Below are 16449 nucleotides of genomic sequence, written 5' to 3' on the forward strand. Positions count from 1 at the left end.
CGAACCCCTCCGGAGCCCCGATGCCGATCCTGCGTTCGTCGCCCCCCTCGCCCTTCGGCCGCAAGGTCAAGATCGCCGCCGCCGAACTCGGCCTGATGGATCGTCTCACCATCCAGATGGCCGACACGTCCGACCCGAGCGACAGCCTGCGCGCGCAGAATCCGCTCGGCAAGATCCCGGCTCTCGTCTTCGACGACGGCGCGACGCTGTTCGACAGCCGAGTGATTCTCGAATGGCTCGACGTCGAGGCCGGCGGCGGCCGCATCCTGCCCGCCGCGCCCGAGGCCCGATTCGCCGCGCTCCGCCTCCAGGCCCTGGCCGACGGCATCACCGACGCCGCGATCCTGATCGTCTACGAGAACCGCTTCCGCAACGAGGGCGAGCGCAGCGCCGCCTGGATCGAGCATCAGTCGGGCAAGATCGACCGCACCCTCGCCCATCTCGAGGCGAACCCGCCCGCCGACGACGCCCCGCTCACCGTCGGCACCATCGCGCTCGCCTGCGCCCTCGGCTATCTCGACCTGCGCTTCGCCGGACGCTGGCGCGAGACCCACCCGCGCCTCGTCGCCTGGCTCGACGGCTTCACCGCCCGGGTGCCGAGCGTGGAGACCACCCGCTTCAAGGGCTGACCCGCGCCGATCGGACATGAGACGCGAACGCCCCGCCGGAGAGATCCGGCGGGGCGTTCCCGATGAGCGCTCCGGTGTGAGAGCGCAGGCTCTTGCGAGCAGGAGATCAGAACTTGTAGGCGGCGCCGGTGCGCAGCACGGTGCTGCTGACGTTGTTGTCCTGCACCGTCCAGGCGTTGATGTGGCTGGTGCCGCCGAAGCCGGTGTGCATCAGCTCGCCCTTGACCGAGATCTTGTCGGTGACGCGCCCCTCGACGCCGAGGCCGACGACATAGCCGACCTTGGTGGTGGTGTCGGTGGCGCCGAAGCCCTTGACGGTGTCGTCGGCGAAGGCGATGCCGACGGTCGCATAGGGCATCACCTTGTCGAACGCGACGCCGGCGCGCGCCCGCACCGCGGCGTTCCAGTCGGACGACTTCTTGATCAGCTCACCGGCACTCACGGTGTGGCGGGTCTGGCCGGCGATGTTGACCTCGGCCTCGGCGCCGACGACGATGTTCGAGCCGATGGCGGTGTTGACGCCGCCGTAGATGCCGCCCTGCGGACCATGCAGGCCGTCCTTGCCCCAGGCATAGCCGAGCTGACCGCCGGCATAGGCGCCGGTCCACTGGGACGCGGGCCCTGCGCCCGAGTCCTGATAGCCGTAAGAGGCCGACGGAGCCGGGCTTCCGTACATGTCGGCGGCGGCGGCGGGGGTGATCGCCGCGACGGTGGCGACGAGCGCGAGAGCTTTGAGGGCGCGGGACATGTTCGAACCTTCGCGTTGCTGTTCAGCGACAATCCTTCGGAGTTTCCAAAGGAGATGTTGACCATATTGGCCCCGACGCGGTTAAGAACAGGTAAGTCGACATGCTTAATTTTTCGTGAAAATTCGTTTCCGAAAGACTAATCACGCAGAACAAATAAAAACCCGGGCTCTTCATCGAGGAGCCCGGGTTCGTTTTCGAGATCTTTCGAGGTCGAAAGATCAGAAGCGATAGTTCACGCCGACGCGAACCAGATGATCGGAGAGGTCGTGAGACGTCACGCCGACATTGGCCTTGCCGTAATCGGCGTAGAGATACTCGCCCTTGACCGAGATGTTCCGGTTGACGGCGTATTCGAGGCCGCCACCGACGGTCCAGCCGGCGCGGGTGGTGGTGCGGCTGTCGACGCCGTCGGCGAGCTTGAAGTTCGCCCAGGCGAGACCGCCGGTGCCGTAGACCAGCACGTTGTCGAAGGCGTAGCCGGCGCGGGCGCGCACGGTGCCCGACCAGTTCTTCTCGAAGCTGACGGCACCATTGGTGCCCTTGGCGCGGCCGTAGCCGACATCGGCCTCGGCGCCGAGCACCCACGGGCCGGTCTGGAAGTTGTAGCCGCCCTGGAGGCCGCCGAAGACGGTGCCGGGGTTGATCGAGCCGGTCGAGGCCGCGCCGAGCTTGTCGCGCGCGAAGTCGCCGCCGAGGTTCACACCGGCATAAAGGCCGGTCCAGTTGTAGGCCGTCACGGGCGCCGCGATGGGGGTCGCCGGCGGGGCCTTCCGGTACATGTCGGCCGCATTGGCGGCGCCGGCGACGGTCAGGAGCGCGACACCGGCAACGGTGGCACGAAGGAAGGTCGTATTCATCGCAAGTCCTCGTCTACACACGGTCGTCCGCCCCGCCCCACACCTGGGTGCCGCCCCCTGCTCCTCATGGAGCGGACGGCCGGGACCGGATCGACATCACTCGGTCACTGGGTCCGAATGACTCGAGGAAGCGCGGCGAATGTGGCGATCCTCGAGCAAAAAGGCGACCACCTCGCCATGATCGAAATTTCGCACATGCATTTCACTGCATGGTGAACGAGTGGTGTATGCGTGCAACACATGCCTCAACGGAACCCGCAATCCGCCTTCGCATCCGTCGCCGGAGCGCATTAGGATCGTCGTCGAAGCCCACGCCTGCCGAGACGGTGCCCTCATGTCCCTCGCCCCCGCCCCCCGGACCGCCCTCGTCACCGGCGCCGCGCGCCGCATCGGCGCCGCCGTCGCCCGCGATCTCGGCCGTGCCGGCTGGCGCGTCGCGCTCCATGCCAACACCTCCCGGGCCGAGGCCGAGTCGGTCGCCGAGGAGATTCGCGCCGCCGGCGGCGAGGCCGTCGTCGTCCTCGCCGACCTCGCCGACACCGCCGCCCTCGCCCCGCTGGTCGACGAGGCCGTCGCCGCGCTGGGGCCGCTCGGCCTCCTGGTGAACAATGCGTCGGAGTTCGAGCCCGACGAGATCGGCAGCCTCGATCCCGTCCGGTTCGAACGCCACCTGCGCGTCGACCTGGTCTCGCCCTGCCTCCTCGCCGACGCCTTCGTCGGCCGGCTGCCGGCCGACATGCGCGGCCAGATCGTCAACGTGATCGACCAGCGCGTCCTGCGCCTCACCCCGCGCTTCTTCTCCTACACGCTGGCGAAATCGGCGCTGTGGACCGCCACCCGCACCATGGCCCAGGCGCTCGCCCCCCGCGTGCGGGTCAACGCGATCGGCCCCGGCCCCTCCTTCGCCAACACCCGCCAGACCGCCGAGGACTTCGCCCGCCAGTCGGCCGCCGTGCCGCTCGGGGCCGGCCCGGCGCCGGAGGAGTTCGGCCGCGCCGTCCGCTTCCTGGTCGAGACCGCCTCGATCACCGGACAGATGATCTGCCTCGACGGCGGCCAGCACCTCGCCTGGGAGACCCCCGACGTGGTCGGCATCGGCGAGTGACCCCACCGCGCCGCCCCGCCGCCCGCGCGGGCGGCCCTGCGCATGTGCATTTCGCGCGTGACGACCGCCCGTCCCTGGCGCCCGCGCCCGGCCTGCGCCATATGGGGAAGGGGCGCCGGTGAATCGCGCCCGGATCCTTCAGCCAGCACCATGACCGACGACACCGCCGCCGACACGCCCGAGCCGACCGCCCCGCCGCCGCCCACGCCGGCGAACGAGATCGCGCCCGAGGCCCCGCCCGAGATCGTGCACGCGCCGCCGCGTATCGGCGTCGAGGTCGTGGCCGATCAGGTCAAGCGGCTGCCCAACGCGCCGGGCGTCTATCGCATGCTCGGCGTCGACGGCGCCGTCCTCTATGTCGGCAAGGCGCGCAATCTGAAGAAGCGCGTGGTGAACTACACCCGCGGCCAGGGCCTCACCGCGCGTATCCTGCGCATGGTGCGCGAGACGGCGGCGATGGAATTCGTCCAGACCCGCACCGAGACCGAGGCGCTGCTCCTCGAGGCCAATCTCATCAAGCGCCTGCGGCCGCGCTTCAACGTCCTGCTGCGCGACGACAAGTCCTTTCCCTATATCCTGGTGACCGGCGACCACGACGCCCCGGCGCTGGTCAAGCATCGCGGACCCCGCAAGCGCAAGGGCGCCTATTACGGCCCCTTCGCCTCGGCGGGAGCCGTCGGGCGCACCATCAACGCGCTGCAGAAGGCGTTCCTGATCCGCACCTGCACGGACTCGGTCTACGACGTCCGCACCCGGCCCTGCCTGCTCTTCCAGATCAAGCGCTGCGCCGCTCCCTGCACCGGCGAGATCTCGCTCGCCGACTACGCGACCCTGGTCGACGAGGCCGGCCGTTTCCTCTCCGGCAAGAGCCGATCGGTCCAGGGCGAACTCGCCGAGGCGATGCACGCCGCCGCCGAGGATCTCGACTTCGAGCGCGCCGCCGTCTACCGCGACCGCCTCGCCGCGCTCTCCCATGTCCAGTCCCATCAGGGCATCAACCCGCAAGGGGTCGAGGAGGCCGACGTCTTCGCCCTCCACCAGGACGGCGGCCAGACCTGCATCCAGGTCTTCTTCTTCCGCACCGGCCAGAACTGGGGCAATCACGCCTTCTACCCCCGCGCCGACCGCTCGCTCGAGCCGGAGGAGGTGCTGGAGAGCTTCGTCGCCCAGTTCTACGACGACAAGCCGGTGCCGCGCCTGATCCTGCTCTCCCACGAGACGCCGGAACGCGACCTGTTGGAGGAGGCGCTGTCGGAGCGCTCGCAGTACCGGGTCGAGATCGCCGCGCCGAAACGCGGCGAGAAGAAGGATCTGGTCGACCATGCCCTCCTCAACGCCCGCGAGGCGCTCGGCCGCAAACTCGCCGAGACCTCCAGTCAGGCGAGCCTGATGGAGGGCGTCGCCCGCGCCTTCGCGCTCTCCGAGACGCCGAAGCGCATCGAGGTCTACGACAACGCGCACGTCTCCGGCACCCACGCCGTCGGCGGCATGATCGTCGCCGGGCCGGAAGGCTTCGTGAAGGGCCAGTATCGCAAGTTCGACATCAAGTCGCCCGACACCACCCCCGGCGACGACTACGCCATGATGCGCGAGGTGCTGACCCGCCGCCTCTCCCGCCTCGTCAAGGAGAACGGCAGCCGCGCCGAGGCCGCCCGCGACGAGCAGGGCTTCGGCCCCTGGCCCGACCTGATCCTGGTCGACGGCGGCAAGGGCCAGCTCGAGATCGCCCGTCAGGTCGCCGAGGAGACCGGCGTCCTCGATCAGATCGCCTTCGTCGGCATCGCCAAGGGTCCCGACCGCGACGCCGGCCGCGAAAAGTTCTTCTTTCTGGACCGCCCCGACATCATGCTGCCGGAGCGCGATCCGGTGCTCTATTTCGTCCAGCGCCTGCGCGACGAGGCCCATCGCTTCGCCAACGGCACCCACCGGGCGAAACGCTCCAAGGCGATCCGCCAATCGACGCTCGACGAGATCCCCGGCATCGGCCCGACCCGCAAGAAGGCGCTGCTGAACCACTTCGGCACCGTCAAGGCGATCGGCCGCGCCGCCGTCGGCGACCTGATGGAGGTCGACGGCATCTCCCAGGGCATGGCCGAGACCATCCGGGGCTGGTTCCATCAGGGCGAGGGGTGAGGTCGCCGGTCGACCCGGGCGGACCTCGGGGATCCGACGTTCGGAAGGAGAGCCGAATATGGCCCGATATCCCGAAAAGGCGCTCCAGCTGCGCGCCACACTCCGGCTCGCGCAGGATCGCGGCTATGTCGAACACTTCTCCGACGAGGAGGGGCGTGGCGCGCGCATGGACAGCGCCGGCCTGATCGACGGCCGATTGGTTCTGATCGAGGTCAAGCATCGGATCGGCGCGAGCCTCCTCGCCGCGGCGAGCGCCGAGGCCGGCCCGATCGAGGCCAAGATCGCGGCGGCGCTCACCGGCCTCTACCGCGCGCACCCCGACCCGCTCTCGACCGTCGCCGGCGCGATCTGGGATCGCCGCCGGCCACCTCTCGTGGCGCTTCTCGCCGAACATTGGTCGCCGAAGGCGCGCGGCGATCTCGCCGTGCTCTGCCGCCGCCGCGCGGACGAATGGGGCTTCGACTGGGCATTCTGGCGTTGGACCGGCGAACGGGTCGAGACGATCGACGAAGGCTCGACCTCCCTTCCCCCACCCGTCGACGCCGCCGCCTGGGCCGCGCTCCCCATCCCGGGCCTGCGCGCCACGGCGAAGCGCGCGCCGAACCGAACGATCGACGATCTCCGCGCGATCGCCGCCGAACGTGGCGTCGCCGATCTCTTCGAGACGTTTCTGGCGGAGGCCGGCGCCGCCGGTCATCGGACGAAGCCGGCCCGCGCCAGCCTCACCGTCCAGGTGCGAGGCCAGCCCGGCTACGCGACCACCGCCGCCGTCTATGCCGCCTATCTCGACGCCTCCACGCCCGGCCGGCTCGCCGTCGGCGTCTGGAGCGAAAGGCTCGCGGCCGCCCCCGGCGACCTGCCGGGCGCCGCGAGCCCCCACCCTTTCGGTTTCCTCGGAGACGATCGATTCCTGTCGGAACCGGACGAGGTCACCCGTCTCTTTGCTCTGCCCCTTCGCGCATCGGGATGATCACGGCGACGAAGGACGCGTCCGATCGTCCATCCGGCCGTTGACGCCCCCGCCTCCCGCATGCTCTGTCTGGAATGTCGACGAGGAAGTCCGATGTCCGCGCTGAGTCTGCCCAATATCCTGACCTACGGCCGTATCCTGACCGTCCCGGTGGTGGTGGCCTGTTTCACCCTGCCGAGCATGCCGACCTTCACGTCGCGCTGGATCGCCTTCACCTTCTATGCCCTGGCGGCGGTGACCGACTTCTTCGACGGCTACCTCGCCCGCATCTGGAAGCAGCAGTCGAAACTCGGCCGCATGCTCGATCCGATCGCCGACAAGCTCCTGGTCGCCTCCTGTCTCCTGGTGCTGGTCGCCGACGGCTCGATCGAGGGCCTCTCGGTGATCGCCGCCGTGATCATCCTCTGCCGCGAGATCCTGGTCTCGGGTCTGCGCGAGTTCCTCGCCGAACTGCGCGTCTCGGTGCCGGTGACCTGGCTCGCCAAATGGAAGACCACGGTCCAGCTCTTCGCCCTCGGCTTCTTCATCACCGGCCCGGCGGGCGTGCCCGTCTATCCGTGGACGGTGGAGACCGGCACCGTTCTGCTGTGGATTTCCGCCCTTCTGACCCTCTACACCGGCTGGGACTACTTCCGCTCCGGCATCGGTCACGTGATGGACGAATGAGCCATGAAGGTCCGCTATTTCGCCTGGGTTCGTGAACGCATCGGCAAGGCCGAGGAGATCCTCGATCCCCCCGCCGAGGTCGTCACCACCGCCGATCTCCTCGCGTGGCTGAAGACGCGCGGGCCGGAATACGAATGGGCGCTGGAGAAGTCGGACTTCATCCGCGTCGCCGTCGATCAGGTCCACGCGAGCCCCGACACGCCGCTCGGGCCGGCGCGCGAGGTCGCCCTGTTCCCGCCGATGACCGGGGGCTGACATGGCCGACGTGCCCCTGACGATCCGCGTCCAGGCCGAGCCTTTCGACGTCGCCGCCGAGACCGAGCGCCTCACCGCCGGCCGCACCGACATCGGCGCCGTCGTCACCTTCACCGGCCTCTGCCGCGCCGAGGAGGGCCGCCTCTCCGCCCTCGAGCTCGAGCATTACCCCGGCATGGCCGAGGCCGAGATCGAGCGCACCGCCCACGAGGCGCTGGCGCGCTGGCCGCTCTTCGGCGTCACCGCCATCCACCGTCACGGGGTGATCCGGCCGGGCGAGCCGATCGTTCTGGTGATCACCACCTCGTCGCATCGGGTCGCCGCCTTCGAGGCGGCCGAGTTCCTGATGGACTTCCTCAAGACCCGCGCCCCCTTCTGGAAGAAGGAAGTGGCGCTCGACGGCACGAAGGGCGGCTGGGTCGACGCGCGCGAGGTCGACGACGCCGCCGCCGCGAAATGGGGCGCGTGAGGCCCACCCCACGCGACGACCAAAGTCGGTGGGCGGGCCTCTCGTCCCGGTGGTAGACTGCTCCCGCGCGGGCGACGCATCCCGCCACGCAGTCCCAGGAGGACCACATGACCATCCCCGCCGTGTCCCGCCTCCCCCTGATCGCCGCCCTCTCGGGCCTGACGCTCGGCCTCCTCGGCCTCGCCCCCGCCTCGGCGCAGACGCTGATCGAGAGCTACACCGCCCGCCTGTCGAGCAACGATCACTACAATTCGAGCGGCGAACGCCTGACCTCGCCGGCCGCGATCATCCGCCAGGATCGCGCCAACTTCCACAAGTTCGGCCTGCGCGACCCCGAGGACGAGGGCGACCGCTACTTCGCCTCCGCCTCCAACCGCGCGCTGATGGAGCGCCTGCTGGAGCGCGGCCGCACCACCGGCTCGGCCCGCCGTTCGATCGTCGACGGGACGCCGCTGATCCACATCGAGGTCTACGACGCCCCCGGCGGCGCCTACGTCAAGGCGACCGTCGACTGAGCCGACTTCGACGAGACGGACGCGCGCCGAGCCGGCTCGGCGCGCACCCTCGCGATCAGAAATAAAAGAACTGTTGGTTCGCCTTGCCGTGGCAGGGCCACAGGATCATGCGCGTGCGCGGCTCGAGCTTGCCGCCGGCCGCATCCCAGCAGCGCCCGTCCTGGCTGCGCATCTGGCTCCTCGCCGCGTCGTAGCTCCACCGCATCCGCGTGGCGTTGCACTTGACCAGCGCCAGCCCTTGCCGCACCACGTCGTCGACGCAGAAGCTGCGATTGCCCCGCGCCACCACCGCCTTGCGGGCGGGATCGTAGTCGAGCAGCTGCGGCGCCTTGCCGTGGCACGGCCACAGCATGATCGGCGTCCCCTCGACGAACCTGCCTCCGGCGATGTCGACGCAGAGCGTGCTCTTCTGCGCCAGATAGAAAGTCTCCGCCCGGGCCGCGCCGGTCGTCGCCAGCCCCGTCGTCACGACGGCCGCCATCGCCGCGGCGCGAACCGCGGTCCTCCCCCATGTCGTCATATTCGCCCCCCGTCGGGCCACACGGCCCTCGGGGGGAGAGAATGCCGGTGGAATTCGACGTCCGTCAAATTCATTCGAAGGCCGAATGCGGCCGGCGCCACTCCCCTCGGGGCGGCGTCGGTCGAGCCCTCGTCACTTCGGCTGGACTTCCGCCATATAGGCCTCGAGCAGGCCGAGCGAGATCATGCCGGGGGTGAAGGAATAGGGGCCGATCTCGGCGACCGGGGTCACCTCCGCCGCCGTTCCGGTGAGGAAACACTCGGAGAAGCCGGCCATCTCCTCCGGCAGGATGCGCCGCTCGACCACCTCGATGCCGCGCGCCTTCGCGAGCCCGATCACCGTGCGGCGGGTGATGCCGTCGAGGAAGCGGTCGGCGAGCGGGGTGTGGATCACGCCGTCCTTGACGAAGAACACGTTGGCCCCGGTCGCCTCGGCGACGTTGCCCTCCCAATCGAGCATCAGGGCGTCGGCATAGCCCTTCTTCTCGGCGGCATGTTTGGAGATGGTGCAGATCATGTAGAGCCCGGCCGCCTTCGACTTCGACGGCGCGGTGCGCGGATCGGGACGGCGATATTCGGCGAGATCGAGCCGGATCCCCTTCATCCGCTCCTCCGGCTTGAAGTAGCTCGGCCACTCCCAGGCGGCGATGGCGACGTGGATGGTGTTGGCCTGCGCCGAGACGCCCATCATCTCCGAGCCGCGCCAGGCGATCGGCCGCACATAGGCGTCGACGAAATTCATCCGCCGCAGCACCGCCTCGCAGGCCTCGTCCAGCACCTCGACCGAATAAGGGATCTCGAAGCCGAGGATGTTCGCCGAGGCGTGCAGGCGCTCGTGGTGTTCGCGCTGCTTGTAGACCACGCCGCCATAGGCGCGCTGCCCCTCGAACACGGCCGAGCCGTAGTGCAGCGCGTGGGTCAGCACATGGATCTTGGCGTCGCGCCAATCGACGAACGCCCCGTCGAACCAGATGACGCCGTCGCGATCGTCGAAGGTGGGGCTCATGGTCTCGGTCTCCTCCCGGGATGATGTCGGTTCCGCGCGCCTCCTGGGAAGCGCCGGCCCTCGGCTCTACGGTTTCTCCGAAACCGGGGTCCGACGCAAGCCGGCGAAGGACGCGGATCGACCGGCCGAGCGACTTTGCCAGAACGGTCGTCCTCGAGCTATCGTGTCGCCACTTCTCGCGAGGGTCCCCGACCCGCGCGCCATTCGACGAAGGCTCATGGTCGACACGCCCCCGCCCGACGATACCGTGACCCGCCCGATCGCCCGTCCGCGCCGCCCGTCCGCGCCGCCGCGCGCTCCCGGCGCCGCGCGGCCCGAATTGCCGGCTTCCGCCTTCCTCGAGATGCTGGAGCTGTTCTTCTTCGCCTATCGCGACTTCGTCGCCGACCCGGACGTGATTCTCGCCCGCTATGGATTCGGCCGCGCCCATCACCGGGTGCTCCATTTCGTCGATCGCAATCCCGGCCTTTCGGTCGCCGAACTGCTCGACATCCTGAAGATCACCAAGCAGAGCCTCGCCCGTGTGCTGAAGGAACTCGTGGAGACCGGCCACATCGAGAGCCGCACCGGCTCCACCGATCGCCGCCAGCGCCTGCTCTACGCCACCGACAAGGGTCGGGCGCTGGCCCGTTCGCTGTCGCTGCCGCAGATCGGGCGCATCGCCGCCGCCTTCCAGGCGCTCGGCCCCGACGGCGCGGCCCGCGCCCGCGACTTCCTGCGCCTGATGATCGACGCCGACGAGCGGCCCCGCGTCAGCCGCTACACCAATCGGCCGGACAATCGCACCGATCCGCGTCGGGAGCGCGACCCCGCATGAGCGACACGATCGAACCGCGCGCGCCCGTCGACGAGGCGCCCCACCTCCTCGTGGTCGACGACGACAGCCGCATCCGCACCCTGATCTCGCGCTTCCTGGTCGAGAACGGCTTCCGCGTCACCGCCGCCCAATCGGCGGAGGAGGCGCGCAAGAAGATGGGCATCATCGCCTTCGATCTCCTCATCGTCGACGTGATGATGCCGGGCGAGAACGGCATGGACTTCACCGCCGCCGTTCGTGCCGCCTCCTCGGTGCCGATTCTGATGCTGACCGCCCGCTCCGAGACCGAGAACCGCATTCGCGGCCTCGAGCTCGGCGCCGACGACTATCTCGCCAAGCCCTTCGACCCGCGCGAGCTCCTGCTGCGCCTCAACAACATCCTCAAGCGCGGCGCCCCCGCCGTGCGGGTCCGGGCCAAGGATCTGCGCTTCGGCCCCTTCGTCTGGGACGGCGAACGCGACGAGCTGCGCCGTGGCGACGAGGTCGTCCGCCTGACCGACGGCGAATTGCGGCTGATGCGCATGTTCGCCGAACGCCCGGGCGAGACCATCCCCCGCCATGAGATCGTCCAGGGCGAGAGCGCGCTCGGCGACCGCACCGCCGACGTCCAGATCAACCGCCTGCGTCGCAAGATCGAGGCCGATCCGGCCAACCCGCTCCATCTGGTCACGGTGCGCGGCCAGGGCTACCGCCTCAAGACCGATCAGGCCGCGCCATGACCCCGGTCGACCCCGGCCCCGCCCGTGCCGCGCGGCCGCTGCGCGACGAACCGTGGATCCGCGTCCGCCTCGCCTGGCGCCGCTTCGCCCGCCGCATCGCCGACCGCATGCCGAAGGGCCTCTACGCCCGCTCGCTGCTGATCGTCATCCTGCCGATGCTGATCCTCCAGTCGGTGGTCGCCTATGTCTTCATGGAGCGCCATTGGCGCCTCGTCACCGGCCGCCTCTCCGAGGCGCTCGCCCGCGACATCGCCGCCATCATCGAGGTCATCGACACCTGGCCGCAGGATCCCGACTGGCGCAAGATCGGCGGCATCGCCGAGCGCGATCTCGGTTTCTCCGTCACGGTCCTGCCCGGCTCGACCCTGCCGCCGCCGATGCCGAAGCCCTTCTTCTCGCTGCTCGACAGCGCCCTCTCCGACGAGATCGAGGTCCGCGTCGGTCGGCCCTTTTGGATCGACACCGTCGGCAATTCCGATCTGGTCGAGATCCGCATCGTCATGAAGACCGGCATCCTGCGCGTCATCGCCCGGCGCTCGCAGGCCTATGCCTCCAATTCCCACATCTTCCTGGTGTGGATGGTCATCACCTCGCTGGTGCTCTTGACCATCGCCATCCTGTTCCTGCGCAACCAGATCCGCCCGATCCAGCAACTCGCCGACGCCGCCGACAGTTTCGGCAAGGGCCGCTCGATCGAGGAATTCACCCCGCGCGGCGCCCGCGAGGTCCGTCGCGCCGGCGAGGCCTTCACCCTGATGAAGCGGCGCATCGAGCGCCAGATCGAACAACGCACCGCCATGCTCGCCGGCGTCAGCCACGATCTGCGCACCGTGCTCACCCGCTTCCGTCTCCAGACCGCGCTGATGCCGCCCGGCCCCGACCGCGAGGCGCTCGAGACCGACGTCGACGAGATGCAGGCCATGCTCGAGGCCTATCTCGCCTTCGCCCGCGGCGAGGGCAACGAGGAGGCCGTCGCCACCGACATGGCCGAGCTGCTGCGCGCCATCGGCCAGGACGCCGAGCGCGCCGGCTTCGAGATCCGTCAGGTCTTCGACGGCGATCCGATCGTCGTCGTGCGCCCCAACGCCATCAAACGGCTGATCGGCAATCTGGTCGGCAACGCCCTGCGCCATGCCGACGTGGTCGAGGTCTGGGCCCGCCACGCCGACGATTGGCTGACCGTCTACGTCGACGACGACGGCCCCGGCGTGCCCGAGAGCGAACGCGAGAACGTGTTCCGCCCGTTCTACCGGCTCGACGAGGCGCGCAACCAGGACGAGGGCGGCACCGGCCTCGGCCTCGCCATCGCCCGCGACATCGCGCGCGGCCATGGCGGCGACATCGAGCTCGACAGCTCGCCGCTCGGCGGCCTCAGGGCGATCGTCCGCATTCCCGGTTGATCAGATCGCCGGATCGATCGCCTCGCCGGCCGCTTCCGCCGTGGCGGTCGTCTCGCGCTTGCCGGGACGGCAACGCGTCAGGATCGACCGGCATCGCGCCCGGACCCGGCCCGTCCGCTCCGCCAGCCGCCCGAGCCGGTCGAGCGCCGCGTCGAGCGCCGCCATGGTCTTGGGCAGACCCGCCTCGGCATCGGCGAAGAAGGTCGGCGCCAACCGCACCAGCGCCGCCGACAGCGCCGCCGCCTTGGCCGCGCCGTAAGGACCGTTCGCCGAGACGCCCGAGGCCTCGAGGATCCACGCCTGCGAGCCGATCAGGAGGCGGGCGAGATGGACGGCGAGCACCGGATCGCGCCGCGCCGACCGGGCGAGCCCCTCGAGCCCCGGCCGATGCGGCGCCAAGAGGTCGTAGCGCCGCATCAGCGCGTCGAGCAGCCGATCCTTGATCGGCTCGCCCGCCATCGCCGGATCGTCGCCCTCGAGCACGGCGACGTCGATGCGCCGGGTGAAACCGGAGAGAATGTCGAGCGGCCCCTCGTAGGCCCGCCGCAGATCGGCGAGCGGCACGCCGGCCCGCGTCGCGACGTCGACGAGGCGGACGTCGCGAAAGGGCGTCTCGGCGAGAAGCCCGAGCAGGGCCTCCTCGGCACGGCGGGTCGGACCATCGTCGTTCATCGCGGCCTCCTGAAGTCGGTCCCCGTCGATATGGGGTGCCGGCCGCTCGCCCGCCAGTCCCTGCCCGAGGCGTCGCTCAGAACCGCCAACGCTGATCGGTGAGCGAGCCGTTGGGATTGCGCCCGCTGGTCTCGCAGTCCCAGAGCAGGAGCGGCGCTCCGTTGTTCGTGCCGGGCGCCCCGGAGACGTCGATGCACTTCATCGAATATTGATTGACGATCGAACCGTCGTCGCGCGTGAACCACATCTGATCGCTCGGCTGCCCGTTCGGCGACCGTTCGTTGAATTCGCACTTGGCGAGGATCAGGCGACTGCCGTTCGCCGTGCCCGGTTGTCCTTTGACGTCGAGGCAGAGACCGGAGAGGACGTTGCGAATGAAACCGCCCTTCACCCACTCCCAACGCTGATCGGTGACGGCGCCGTTCATGCTGCGCCCACGGGTCTCACAGTCCCACAATTGAAGAGCCGTGCCCTGCGCGGTGCCGGGCTGCCCGGGTACGTCGATGCACCTGTTGGACAGGAGATTGACGATCGGCCGGCCCTGAGCGAGGGCCGCCGATGCGCCGAGCGCGAGAACCACGAAGGCGCAGGCGGCGGCCAGAACCGAGAACGAACGCATCAGACTGTCTCCCGACGATCGAGACCCCGAGGGCGCGCGCGACGATCCGGCGTTCCCGTGCCTCACGCACGATCCCGACATGACGCGAGTTCGAACATACGTAAAATGACGCAGATCGCGTCCCCGAGCCGGGTCGCGGGGTTGCCACGGGCCCGAAGACCACGTTACCTCTCTCTAGGGAAGATTGCGTATGCGACGTAGAGGCATCGCGGCGTTTTCGCGCGAGAAGCGAAGGGAGAGAACCATGAAGTTCGGGATCGCATCGGCCGCCACCTGCCTGATCCTCGCCGCCGTGTCGCAGGAGGCGGCCGCCGCCGGTCGCAATTGCCCCGCGCCCGGCACCGAGCGCTCGACGAACAGCTCGACCAAGGTCGTGCTGCACTTCGCCAATTCGAGCAATCGCGCGGCCAAGCTCTATTGGCTCGACTATCAGGGCGTCCGCCAGTTCTACAAGGAGCTGAAGCCCGGCCAGGACTATAAGCAGCCCTCCTACATGACCCATCCCTGGATCGCCGTCGACCCGAAGGGCGACTGCATCGACGGCGTCATGAAGGCGCACCAACCGGGCGAGAACGTCATGGAATTCTTCGGGGACTGACCCCGCGACGCGAAGAACCCCGAACGCGAAGAACCCGGAGCCGCGAGGCCCCGGGTTCTCGAAGATCGCGATCGTGGCGGCGGGGCCCGATCAATCGAACAGGCTCGACACCGACTTTTCCTGCGCGGTGCGGGCGATCGCCTCGCCGAGCAGCGGCGCGATCGACAGGACGCGGATGTTGGAGGCCGCCCGGACCGCGTCGGTCGCCTGGATCGAATCGGTGATGACCAGCTCCTTCAGCGCCGAGGAGGTGATGCGGGTGACCGCGCCGCCCGACAGTACGCCGTGGGTACAATAGGCGGAGACGTCCTTGGCGCCGCGCTTCAGGAGCGCCTCGGCGGCGTTGCAGAGGGTGCCGCCCGAATCGATGATGTCGTCGACCAGGATGCAGGAGCGTCCCTCGACGTTGCCGATGACGTTCATCACTTCCGATTCGCCCGGCCGCTCGCGGCGCTTGTCGACGATGGCGAGTTGGGCGTCGATGCGCTTGGCGAGCGCGCGGGCGCGCACCACGCCGCCGACGTCCGGCGAGACCACCATGACGGTGCCCGGCGCGTAGCGTTCCTTGATGTCGCGCATCATCACCGGCGCGGCATAGAGATTGTCGGTCGGGATGTCGAAGAAGCCTTGGATCTGCCCGGCGTGGAGATCGAGCGTCAGAACGCGGTCGGCGCCGGCATGGGTGATCAGATTGGCGACGAGCTTGGCGGAGATCGGCGTGCGCGGACCCGGTTTGCGGTCCTGGCGGGCGTAGCCGAAATAGGGCAGCACCGCGGTGATCCGCTTGGCCGAGGATCGACGCAGCGCGTCGGTCATGATCAGGAGTTCCATCAGGTGGTCGTTGGCCGGATAGCTCGTCGACTGAATGACGAACGTGTCCTCACCGCGCACGTTCTCCTGGATTTCGACGAAGATCTCCTGATCGGCGAACCGCTTGACCGAACAGGCCGACAGCGGGATCTCGAGATACTTGGCGATCTCTCCGGCCAGCACTCGGTTCGAATTGCCGCAGACGAGCTTCATCGGATGCCTCACGACGGAAACGACGGGAGAGGCGGTTCCCCGCCCGCCCCCGTCTGAACGCGACGCCCCTCGGGCGCCCTGGGATGGCCGGCCTTTTATCGAGTTTGCGGCGGCGCGTAAACCGCGACCTCGCCGGCAAGGCTCATCGCCGGCTGCGATTGAGCCATGCCTGAATGTCGCGCGCCGAGCGCTTGGCCAGCCGGGTCTGCACGTCGCCGTCGACCGCGCCCCACGGGTCGCCGTCGGCGCCCCCCGCCACGTCCTGGCCGACGATGCGATGCACCGGCGTCCCCGCGGCGTCGTAGATGTCGTAGGTGTAGAGGATCGTCGAGGAGGTCGAATGGCCGAGCGCGACGAAGTGGCCCTGGATGCGCCACGTCGCCGGATCCTCCAGCCGATGGACCAGATCGATGTTGGCGGCGGCCGCCTCGGTGCGGAAGCTGCGATAGATCGCGTCGCCGATCGTCACGGGAATGCCGCTGAAGGGCAGCATCTGCACCGTCTCGCGGCCCGCCGGCGGCGCCTCGCGCAAGGGGGCGAGACGAATGCGGCCGGAGAGCGTCGCCCCGGCCTGTTCGAGCGCCGACTGATCGCTGCATCCGGCGACCAGCGTCAGACCGAGCGCGACGAGGCCGGCGCGCGCGAGGGTACGCGGAAGACGAAGGCCGAGGGGACGGAAGGACAGCATCGCTTGGGCGCCTCGTCGGACGATGGGGGTTCCGCGCCTG

The 16449-nt window shown here is 69.3% G+C and carries 20 protein-coding genes; 12 read left to right on the forward strand and 8 right to left on the reverse strand.

Annotated features, from left to right (window positions below; all coding sequences use genetic code 11):
* Positions 1–20 precede the first annotated feature (20 nt).
* A complete protein-coding gene (locus J3S89_RS04725; RefSeq protein WP_217926324.1) occupies positions 21–629 on the forward strand; it encodes a glutathione S-transferase family protein in 609 nt (202 codons plus the stop codon).
* Positions 630–735: 106 nt separating this feature from the next.
* On the opposite strand, the gene J3S89_RS04730 is transcribed toward J3S89_RS04725, so the two are convergent.
* Together J3S89_RS04730 and J3S89_RS04735 are read right to left on the reverse strand one after the other, a co-directional pair.
* Positions 736–1377: an outer membrane protein gene (locus tag J3S89_RS04730; RefSeq protein ID WP_217926325.1), complete on the reverse strand. Its 642-nt coding sequence runs from the start codon at positions 1375–1377 to the stop codon at positions 736–738.
* Between the two features lie 219 nt (positions 1378–1596).
* Positions 1597–2235, reverse strand: coding sequence for an outer membrane protein (locus J3S89_RS04735; RefSeq protein WP_217926326.1), 639 nt, complete (start codon positions 2233–2235; stop codon positions 1597–1599).
* Positions 2236–2569: 334 nt separating this feature from the next.
* Between J3S89_RS04735 and J3S89_RS04740 the strand changes: the two genes are divergently transcribed.
* The 7 genes from J3S89_RS04740 to J3S89_RS04770 all read left to right on the forward strand — a co-directional run bounded on the left by J3S89_RS04740 (position 2570) and on the right by J3S89_RS04770 (position 8348).
* Positions 2570–3340, forward strand: coding sequence for an SDR family oxidoreductase (locus tag J3S89_RS04740; RefSeq protein WP_217926327.1), 771 nt, complete (start codon positions 2570–2572; stop codon positions 3338–3340).
* A gap of 150 nt (positions 3341–3490) precedes the next feature.
* Complete coding sequence (uvrC, locus tag J3S89_RS04745) at positions 3491–5473, forward strand: excinuclease ABC subunit UvrC (protein WP_217926328.1); 1983 nt, start codon at positions 3491–3493, stop codon at positions 5471–5473.
* Positions 5474–5531: 58 nt separating this feature from the next.
* The gene (locus tag J3S89_RS04750) at positions 5532–6443 is read left to right on the forward strand and encodes a hypothetical protein (protein WP_217926329.1); all 912 of its coding nucleotides are present in this window, start codon (positions 5532–5534) and stop codon (positions 6441–6443) included.
* A gap of 93 nt (positions 6444–6536) precedes the next feature.
* Entirely contained in the window at positions 6537–7109 is a 573-nt protein-coding gene (pgsA, locus tag J3S89_RS04755; RefSeq protein WP_217926330.1) for a CDP-diacylglycerol--glycerol-3-phosphate 3-phosphatidyltransferase, read from the forward strand.
* A 3-nt stretch (positions 7110–7112) separates the two neighbouring features.
* The gene (moaD, locus tag J3S89_RS04760; protein ID WP_217926331.1) at positions 7113–7364 is read left to right on the forward strand and encodes a molybdopterin converting factor subunit 1; all 252 of its coding nucleotides are present in this window, start codon (positions 7113–7115) and stop codon (positions 7362–7364) included.
* Position 7365: 1 nt separating this feature from the next.
* Positions 7366–7833, forward strand: a complete 468-nt coding sequence (locus J3S89_RS04765) for a molybdenum cofactor biosynthesis protein MoaE (RefSeq protein ID WP_217926332.1) — start codon at positions 7366–7368, stop codon at positions 7831–7833.
* 107 nt (positions 7834–7940) lie between these two features.
* Positions 7941–8348: a hypothetical protein gene (locus J3S89_RS04770; protein ID WP_230489265.1), complete on the forward strand. Its 408-nt coding sequence runs from the start codon at positions 7941–7943 to the stop codon at positions 8346–8348.
* Positions 8349–8403: 55 nt separating this feature from the next.
* Here J3S89_RS04770 and J3S89_RS04775 read toward each other — a convergent pair whose 3' ends face one another.
* Positions 8404–8868, reverse strand: coding sequence for a ricin-type beta-trefoil lectin domain protein (locus J3S89_RS04775; protein ID WP_217926333.1), 465 nt, complete (start codon positions 8866–8868; stop codon positions 8404–8406).
* Positions 8869–9000: 132 nt separating this feature from the next.
* Positions 9001–9873 (reverse strand): branched-chain amino acid aminotransferase, encoded by an 873-nt coding sequence (locus tag J3S89_RS04780; RefSeq protein WP_217926334.1) that lies wholly within the window; start codon positions 9871–9873, stop codon positions 9001–9003.
* A gap of 217 nt (positions 9874–10090) precedes the next feature.
* Here J3S89_RS04780 and J3S89_RS04785 point away from each other — a divergent pair, with 217 nt between their 5' ends.
* Genes J3S89_RS04785 through J3S89_RS04795 form a run of 3 tightly spaced genes read left to right on the forward strand, consistent with a single transcriptional unit; the run spans position 10091 to position 12809 of the window.
* Positions 10091–10690, forward strand: coding sequence for a MarR family winged helix-turn-helix transcriptional regulator (locus J3S89_RS04785; protein ID WP_217926335.1), 600 nt, complete (start codon positions 10091–10093; stop codon positions 10688–10690).
* Positions 10687–11409 carry a response regulator gene (locus tag J3S89_RS04790; protein ID WP_217926336.1) on the forward strand — a complete coding sequence of 241 codons (723 nt, stop codon included), beginning with the start codon at positions 10687–10689 and terminating at the stop codon, positions 11407–11409. Before J3S89_RS04785 ends, J3S89_RS04790 begins: the two co-directional genes overlap by 4 nt.
* Positions 11406–12809, forward strand: coding sequence for an ATP-binding protein (locus J3S89_RS04795; RefSeq protein ID WP_217926337.1), 1404 nt, complete (start codon positions 11406–11408; stop codon positions 12807–12809). The genes J3S89_RS04790 and J3S89_RS04795 overlap by 4 nt, the downstream gene beginning before the upstream one ends.
* Here J3S89_RS04795 and J3S89_RS04800 read toward each other — a convergent pair whose 3' ends face one another.
* Entirely contained in the window at positions 12810–13481 is a 672-nt protein-coding gene (locus tag J3S89_RS04800) for a TetR/AcrR family transcriptional regulator (protein ID WP_217926338.1), read from the reverse strand.
* 76 nt (positions 13482–13557) lie between these two features.
* Positions 13558–14100: an RICIN domain-containing protein gene (locus J3S89_RS04805; RefSeq protein ID WP_217926339.1), complete on the reverse strand. Its 543-nt coding sequence runs from the start codon at positions 14098–14100 to the stop codon at positions 13558–13560.
* 244 nt (positions 14101–14344) lie between these two features.
* On the opposite strand from J3S89_RS04805, the gene J3S89_RS04810 reads away from it, so the two are divergent.
* On the forward strand, positions 14345–14698 hold the full coding sequence (locus J3S89_RS04810) for a VHL beta domain-containing protein (protein WP_217926340.1): 354 nt from the start codon (positions 14345–14347) through the stop codon (positions 14696–14698).
* Between the two features lie 90 nt (positions 14699–14788).
* Here J3S89_RS04810 and J3S89_RS04815 read toward each other — a convergent pair whose 3' ends face one another.
* Together J3S89_RS04815 and J3S89_RS04820 are read right to left on the reverse strand one after the other, a co-directional pair.
* On the reverse strand, positions 14789–15721 hold the full coding sequence (locus tag J3S89_RS04815) for a ribose-phosphate pyrophosphokinase (protein WP_217926341.1): 933 nt from the start codon (positions 15719–15721) through the stop codon (positions 14789–14791).
* Positions 15722–15863: 142 nt separating this feature from the next.
* Positions 15864–16409 carry a hypothetical protein gene (locus J3S89_RS04820; protein ID WP_217926342.1) on the reverse strand — a complete coding sequence of 182 codons (546 nt, stop codon included), beginning with the start codon at positions 16407–16409 and terminating at the stop codon, positions 15864–15866.
* Positions 16410–16449 lie beyond the last annotated feature (40 nt).

The organism is Pinisolibacter aquiterrae (assembly GCF_019160155.1).
GTDB classification, from domain to species: Bacteria; Pseudomonadota; Alphaproteobacteria; order Rhizobiales; family Ancalomicrobiaceae; genus Pinisolibacter; species Pinisolibacter aquiterrae.